Annotated in this window: 6 protein-coding genes; 3 read left to right on the top strand and 3 right to left on the bottom strand. The window is 34.7% G+C overall.

The window, feature by feature from the left end; genetic code table 11:
* A partial coding sequence (locus C1642_RS18835) for a KGG domain-containing protein (RefSeq protein WP_228154008.1) occupies positions 1–341 on the bottom strand: 341 nt, incomplete at its 3' end.
* A 484-nt stretch (positions 342–825) separates the two neighbouring features.
* Between C1642_RS18835 and C1642_RS18830 the strand changes: the two genes are divergently transcribed.
* Positions 826–1,239: a DUF6367 family protein gene (locus C1642_RS18830; RefSeq protein ID WP_058207732.1), complete on the top strand. Its 414-nt coding sequence runs from the start codon at positions 826–828 to the stop codon at positions 1,237–1,239.
* A gap of 140 nt (positions 1,240–1,379) precedes the next feature.
* A complete protein-coding gene (locus C1642_RS18825) occupies positions 1,380–2,258 on the top strand; it encodes an SDR family oxidoreductase (protein WP_000432325.1) in 879 nt (292 codons plus the stop codon).
* A 54-nt stretch (positions 2,259–2,312) separates the two neighbouring features.
* Here C1642_RS18825 and katE read toward each other — a convergent pair whose 3' ends face one another.
* Together katE and C1642_RS18815 are read right to left on the bottom strand one after the other, a co-directional pair.
* A complete protein-coding gene (gene katE, locus C1642_RS18820; RefSeq protein WP_103236752.1) occupies positions 2,313–4,457 on the bottom strand; it encodes a catalase HPII in 2,145 nt (714 codons plus the stop codon).
* Positions 4,458–4,511: 54 nt separating this feature from the next.
* The gene (locus C1642_RS18815) at positions 4,512–5,921 is read right to left on the bottom strand and encodes an iron-containing redox enzyme family protein (RefSeq protein WP_103236751.1); all 1,410 of its coding nucleotides are present in this window, start codon (positions 5,919–5,921) and stop codon (positions 4,512–4,514) included.
* Between the two features lie 315 nt (positions 5,922–6,236).
* Here C1642_RS18815 and C1642_RS18810 point away from each other — a divergent pair, with 315 nt between their 5' ends.
* On the top strand, positions 6,237–6,716 hold the full coding sequence (locus C1642_RS18810; RefSeq protein ID WP_000482091.1) for a CinA family protein: 480 nt from the start codon (positions 6,237–6,239) through the stop codon (positions 6,714–6,716).
* The last annotated feature ends 329 nt before the right edge of the window (positions 6,717–7,045 follow it).

Here is a 7,045-nt window from a genome sequence, read left to right as displayed (position 1 = left end):
CTGCGGCCACGGCCTCGACCGCTTGAACGGCCGCGGTCATCATCTTCGTCGTCATCATAACGGCTGCGACCACGACCATTACGATCATCGTTTTTATGACTTAAAGCACCAGCTTCACGAGCCTCTTCTGAGGTAAATTCATGTGCGTTACCACTGGCATGTGCAGCACGGCCAGCTTCACGAGCTTCTTCTGAAGTAAATTCATGCGCATTGCCACTGGCATGTGCAGCTCGCCCACCTTTACTGGCTATTTCTCTGACTCTTTCAGGATCCATACTTGCAAATCCACGATTTGAAGTACCTGAACTATTGTTATCATCTTCATATCTAGTATTAGCCATAGTTATATCTTCCTATATTAAAATTATAAGTCGCTACCGCTTTTATTGAACGGATAAATTTAAGATAAGAGATTTAAAATATTTTTATACCCATGCTATGTTTCAATCTTTTTAAATGTATATAATTTAAATTTCAAACAAAAACTCTAATATCATTATTTAAATGAAGATTTTCTTAGTTAAAATATTTATCAATTATTAGCTAATTTTACTTTTTAAATACTCACCATACTTATTATTACTCAAACCTACATAACAATATATTTTTACAAATGCATTTAAAAATTCAGGCTAAATAACACAAACTTTCATAACGTACAAATCAATAAAAAACAAAAACATCTTCACTATTGAAGAAACAAACATAAAATATAATTAAAATTATTTAAAAACAATAACATAAACTATTAATTTTGCATAAAAACTTTACTTGAGTGATTAAAATCAAGATTTAAAATTAACATATAATATTTGTGAGAAAAGAATGATGCAACCTACTCATACACACTCAACACTACAATATATTCATATTTCTGTACCTGAAATTTTACTCAGTAATATTGAAATAAAAAATTCTTGGCAAGATTATAACCAAGAATGGAGCTATAGATTAGACCCGCCTCACGCAAGCCATCCTTTTCAGAGAGACTTGTATATTATTAAATCAAAAAATATTGAAACGGAAGATATAAAAAAATTACTAGATAATATAGTTGTTAAAAATATTAAAAATAAAGATGACTTAAAAAATATAGTCGAAGCGGAAACAGTAATAAAAGAAATTTTAGATTTGTCTAATTATATACCTATAGAAAATTGGCTAAATGATACAGGAAATCGATCAATTGTTGAAAGTATGATTGATAAAAATAAGGTTAAGTTATTAGATATTATCTAACTAACTTGATATGTTATATTTTTTTACATCCTTATATATAAAATAACAAAGACAACTTTTTAAAAAAGACTATTTACTCATATTCACGTGCAGATTAACCAATATAGAGAGACTGAAAATTAAATAGAGGTAGTCTAGACATGGAAAATACAACGAATCAGTATCCATCAGAAGTTCCTGCACAAGTTCAACCTCATCAGCCAGGTGATCAGGAGAAAATGCATCCTGAACCAGAAATTATTAAAGCATCCCATAAAGGCAGTGAAAAACTAAAAGGCAAAGTTGCCGTCATTAGCGGTGGTGATAGCGGTATAGGCCGTTCAGTTGCCGTACTATTTGCCCGTGAAGGTGCCGATATTGCTGTACTGTACCTTGAAGAAGACCAAGATGCCGAAATTACTAAACAGCTTATTGAAAAGGAAGGACAACAATGTCTTTTATTAAAAGGTGATATTTCCGATCCAGACCTTGCAAAACAAAATATTGATAAGGTTTTACAGCATTTTGGTAAAATTAATATTTTAGTGAATAATGCGGGTGTGCAATATCAACAAAAAGAAATTGAAAGTATTAGTAATGAACAATTAGAAAAAACATTTAAAACAAATATTTTTGCCATGTTTTATTTAACCAAAGAAGCCATTCCTTATATGGAGGAAGGCGATAGCATTATTAACACCACTAGTATTACCAGTTACCAAGGTCATGATGAGTTGATTGACTATGCAAGTACTAAAGGTGCAATTACCTCTTTTACTCGTAGTCTATCGAACAATTTAATGAAGCAGAAAAAAGGTATTCGTGTAAATGGTGTTGCACCAGGCCCAATCTGGACTCCCCTTATTCCAAGTAGTTTCGATGCCGAGACCGTCGAAAAGTTTGGTAAAGATACCCCAATGGGTAGAATGGGTCAGCCAAGTGAAGTCGCCCCTGCTTACCTTTTCCTTGCCTCAGATGATGCAAGTTATATTACTGGTCAGGTTATTCATGTAAATGGCGGTCAAATTGTTAATGGCTAATGATATAAGTTAGAAAAAGCCCTGAAAGCATTTAAACTTTCAGGGCTTTTTTATTTAAGCCGGTACATGTGCGGCTATTTGTTCTCGTGACCAAACACGGTGTGCTTTAATCAGGTTCTTAAATTTTTCCGCAACATGCGGGAATTCATCTTCAATTAAAGTTCCTTCATCCGCCACTAAACCTAATGGTTCAAGCAAATCAGATTTATTACCTAAAAATACGATTGGCTTTAAGTGCTTATAAGCTTCGAGTAAGTAATGGCGAGCTACCCCGTCTTGCATAACCGTATTTAGGTTATCGCCATCCGGAATAATTACCGCATCATAGGCAATTGAAGGCTCAGACATTTGCATGCCATCAGCCACAATAACGTTATCTTTATGATCTTTTACTGGAGCCAAGCTCGGCGCTAGTAAGTGAAGGATTACGCCTTCTTTAATTGCCCAGTTTTTAATAGCCTCCAATGCATCAGACTTCACCAGATTATGGATAAGTACGGCAACTTTTCTACCTTGAATATCTTCAGGTGGGAAAGCTAAAAAAGATAACTTGGCAGATTTTTCAACTGCTGTTTTCTTATAATTTAGGGTTAAGTCAGGCACTTCAATACCTAAATTTGCCCCTACTTGGCGTGCCAAATCCAGGTCGATATTAGCCAAAATTTGTTGAACTTGACGCTCACGAATATGCTTTCTTTGAACTTTACTTAATTCAAAAGTATAGGCATCGACCACATGTTTTTGTTCATGCGGTGCAAGGCTTTTGTAATATAGTCGCGGTTGAGAGAAATAATCAGAGAACGTCTCACTTCTTTGACGAAGTTTATGTCCACTAATTTTTTCAGGATAACTTTCAAAACCACCATTTGATGCCGCTGGCGGTGTTTCTGCTGGCCAATTTCCATCAATTGAGTTTGGTTGATATGCAGCCTGTCCTTTATGAATGGTATGCTGATGAATACCATCACGTTGATTGTTATGGAATGGACATACAGGTTTGTTAATCGGAATTTGGTGGAAGTTTGGTCCACCTAAACGGCTTAACTGGGTATCTGTGTATGAAAATAGACGTGCTTGTAAAAGCGGGTCATCTGTAAAATCAATACCAGGTACTACATGACCCGGACAGAAAGCTACCTGCTCTGTTTCAGCAAAGAAGTTATCTACATTTCTATTTAAAACAAATCGGCCAATTGGTGTAACAGGAACTAATTCTTCGGGAATAATTTTTGTTGGGTCCAGCAAATCGAAGTCAAAGTTCATTTCATCTTCTTCTTCGACAATCTGCACGCCGAGTTCCCATTCTGGATAAAAACCTTGCTCAATTGCTTCATAAAGATCACGACGGTGAAAATCCGGGTCTTTACCCGCAAGTTTTTGAGCTTCATCCCATACTAGCGCACTCAAACCTTGTTTTGGTGTCCAGTGAAATTTCACAAAATGTGATTTACCTTCAGCATTAATTAAACGGAACGTATGCACACCAAAACCTTGGATCGAACGTAAGTTACGAGGAATCGCACGGTCTGACATCGCCCAAATTACAGCATGTGCTGACTCGGGCACTAAAGATACAAAATCCCAGAAAGTATCATGCGCAGTTGCACCCGTTGGGATTTCTGTGTCCGGTTCAGGTTTTACCGCATGTACAAAGTCTGGAAATTTAATCCCGTCTTGCACAAAAAAGACAGGTGCGTTATTTCCTACCAAGTCGAAGTTACCTTCTTGGGTATAAAACTTAATGGCAAAACCGCGGATATCACGAACAGTGTCGGCAGAACCACGAGGCCCTTGCACTGTTGAAAAACGTACAAAAATAGGCGTCTGAATAGTTGGGTCTGTCAAGAATCCAGCTTTGGTTAAACGTTCGTTTCCTTCATATGCCTGAAAATAACCATGTGCCCCTACACCACGCGCATGCACAATACGCTCAGGTATACGCTCATGGTCAAAGTGGGTGATTTTTTCTCTTAAAATGAAATCTTCCAATAAAGTGGAGCCACGAATACCCGCTCTTAAGCTATTTTGGTTATCCGCTATTTTAACCCCCTGATTTGTGGTTAAAGCTTCATTAGTTGCATCATCTCTAACTGTGTCTAACTGTTCAGTTTTCTGGGTAGTATTGGCTTTATTTGCTGCATCGGCACCAGCCATTTCACTTGTTTTATTGGTTGATTTAGTATTGTCGTTCATGTCCATTACCTATGTTTTTGAAAGTTAAACTTGGGGTTGAAGTAGAAAACGTTTATAAAACTAGTTTTTAAACGTACCTAAATAAGGAAAAAGGAGTTCTACGTATTTACGAGTACTCCAAAGACCAATACTTTTATGATGAGAATCTGGGGCAAGAAACGGAGTAAGTTTGCAAATCTTTATGGCAAGGTCACTTGATTGTTGGACTCGCTCTTGTAGTGCATCAAGCTCGCCATCCGAGATATAACTAAATAGATAGTCCTGAATACGCTGGCTATTCTTTAGTTCTCTGCTGTATGCCAAGAAGCTAGAAGAATGATCACTACCAGCAATCCAGTCATGAATAATTTGGCGCTCTACAGGGTTAAACACCCCAAACATTTTTCCATTTTCTTCATTAATCATTCGCCAGAATACGCTCTGTTCAGGGTCGGTATTAAACTTAATCCATTTGTGTTCAGTTAAATGAGTGATTAAACCTGCAATGTCATCGGGATTTGATAACCATTGATTAATGGTCTTGCACCCAAACTGTCTGGTTTCGTTATGAATTAACTGACCGACAAGCGCCTTTCTTTTGAAAATTCTATGGACAAAGTCTTCAGTATTTAAATTTTTTATAATGTTTGAAGAGGACACCCCATGATTATTAAGGGCAAAACCACGTTTTAGCTTGGTCAAGAAGAGTTTTTTATCTTTATATTTATTATAAATATCTTCAATAACTTTAATGGCTTTATAGGCATGACCATTGTCAATATTGTCGATAGTGATATGAAGATTAAAGTATTTAGAATCAATACCTAATTCAGCAAGCTCATAATTGGAAATTAAAAGATGCAGTGGTAACTGCTCATAGCCTAAATTAAAACCCACAATCTCGGGAATAAACTCAGGAGGTGCATAACCCAGAGCAAGCTGCACAACTGCTTGATGATAATACTCGTCTTCTAAAAGCAGATCGAAACTGTCTAGCCCTAGACTGCGTAAAAGGTCGTCATAGATACAGACATGGTTTGCTTTTGGCTCACCTAACCCAAGCTCTTCGAGATAAGTAATAATTAATTCATGAAAAATAGGATCATTCCAATAATGCACTGAGCTATATAGCCATGCACCGTCTACTTTTTTGGTTGGAGACACCTTTATTAAAAACTCAAATGCCTGAGCGACGTTCTTAAAATACTCTCTATCTTGACCAGATTGTCTACGATTTAAATATGCCTGAAATTCCTGACAATTTTTTTTATTATCGTTTTCACACCATGCCTTAATCAAATTGATATCCGAAGGAAAATCTATTTCCTTCATCTCTAGTTTATCTATCTCTTTAGCAAGAAAATCTCTAGCCTTTTTCTCTTTCTCAAAGCTAGAAACATCAGGATCAAGGAAAAAAACAAACAATTCATAATAATTTTGTTGATTATCTTGTAATAAGTCTAATAATCGTTTTTTCACTACAACAGGCATTTTCATTCTCCGTTTGTGAGATATCAATTACCATACGTCACCCTAACTATAATCGAGTTTTAAGTTTGTTATTTTGCGTTATTAAAAAATAAGGTAAATACAATAAATCTAAAAAATTCATAGACATATAAAATAACGTAAAATTACATTTAAACTTTTAGTATTATTTAAGCTGCTGTTTTTATATAAAATTTGCAAAACTTAATCCAATTTTACATTAACTTCACCATCAAAATTATAAACATTAAAAAAATAACAAAGCAAACAATTAAATAGTTTTATAACATTTTAAAAACAATTGTAGGGAGAATTAAAATGTTCAATAAATGTTGCGAATTATTAGCAAAGGAAAAAATTAAAATTGCATTTTTTGAAAGCGCCTCTGCGGGTTACCTTGCTTATCGTTTCTCTTTAAGTCCTTATTCAGGCGATATTCTGATTGGAAGCCTTGTGAGTTACGACCTTCGCGTAAAGGAAAATACCTTACATATTTCAGAAGAGCTTATTGAAAAATATACTGCAGAATCAATGCAAGTAACTGTTGAAATGATTAATAAAGGTAAAGAACTTTTACATGCTGACCTGTATGTTGCCTGCACAGGTCTTTTGAAAAAAGGCGGCTCTGAAACACCAGAAAAACCTGTAGGTACTTTCTTTTATTCAATATATTATAAAAATAATTTTTATAATTTTAGACGTGTTTTAAGGGGGCCTGCCTTTTTAAAACTAAGAAAGTTAATTTACTATGTTACTCAAGATATAAAACTTATTATATTAGAAGACAAAAGGCGTTAATTTTATATAAAAGTTAACAAATATACATTTAGAAATATTTATTATCTTTCTTAAATATTATGTGCTGAAATGTAATTTTTTAAATGTTCATATTAATAATGTTTATGACTTAAAATTACATACATTAAAAATCAGCAAGTTATTTAAAATTTATAAATTTTAAGTTTACAGTTAAATATAGGGTAACACCCCTACCCTACACATTTAAAATCTACATGTTTTAATAACCCTATCTGAAGCTCTCAGATAAAACACATCGTCATAATTGATATGAGGTATTAAAAATGAGCACTACTAATAATCAAGCAAATCAACGCAATAATCAGCAG

Origin of the sequence: Acinetobacter sp. AKBS16, from assembly GCF_002899995.1 — a bacterium.
Taxonomy (GTDB): Bacteria; Pseudomonadota; Gammaproteobacteria; order Pseudomonadales; family Moraxellaceae; genus Acinetobacter; species Acinetobacter baumannii.
This window is presented reverse-complemented; position numbering and strand designations above follow the sequence as displayed.

What these genes read in the sequence shown, in the direction of transcription:
- C1642_RS18830 (WP_058207732.1), top strand. Translation starts at nt 826, where the DNA reads ATGATGCAACCTACTCATACACACTCAACACTACAATATATTCATATT.
- C1642_RS18825 (WP_000432325.1), top strand. Translation starts at nt 1,380, where the DNA reads ATGGAAAATACAACGAATCAGTATCCATCAGAAGTTCCTGCACAAGTT.
- katE (WP_103236752.1), bottom strand. Translation starts at nt 4,457, where the DNA reads ATGGACATGAACGACAATACTAAATCAACCAATAAAACAAGTGAAATG.
- C1642_RS18815 (WP_103236751.1), bottom strand. Translation starts at nt 5,921, where the DNA reads ATGCCTGTTGTAGTGAAAAAACGATTATTAGACTTATTACAAGATAAT.
- C1642_RS18810 (WP_000482091.1), top strand. Translation starts at nt 6,237, where the DNA reads ATGTTCAATAAATGTTGCGAATTATTAGCAAAGGAAAAAATTAAAATT.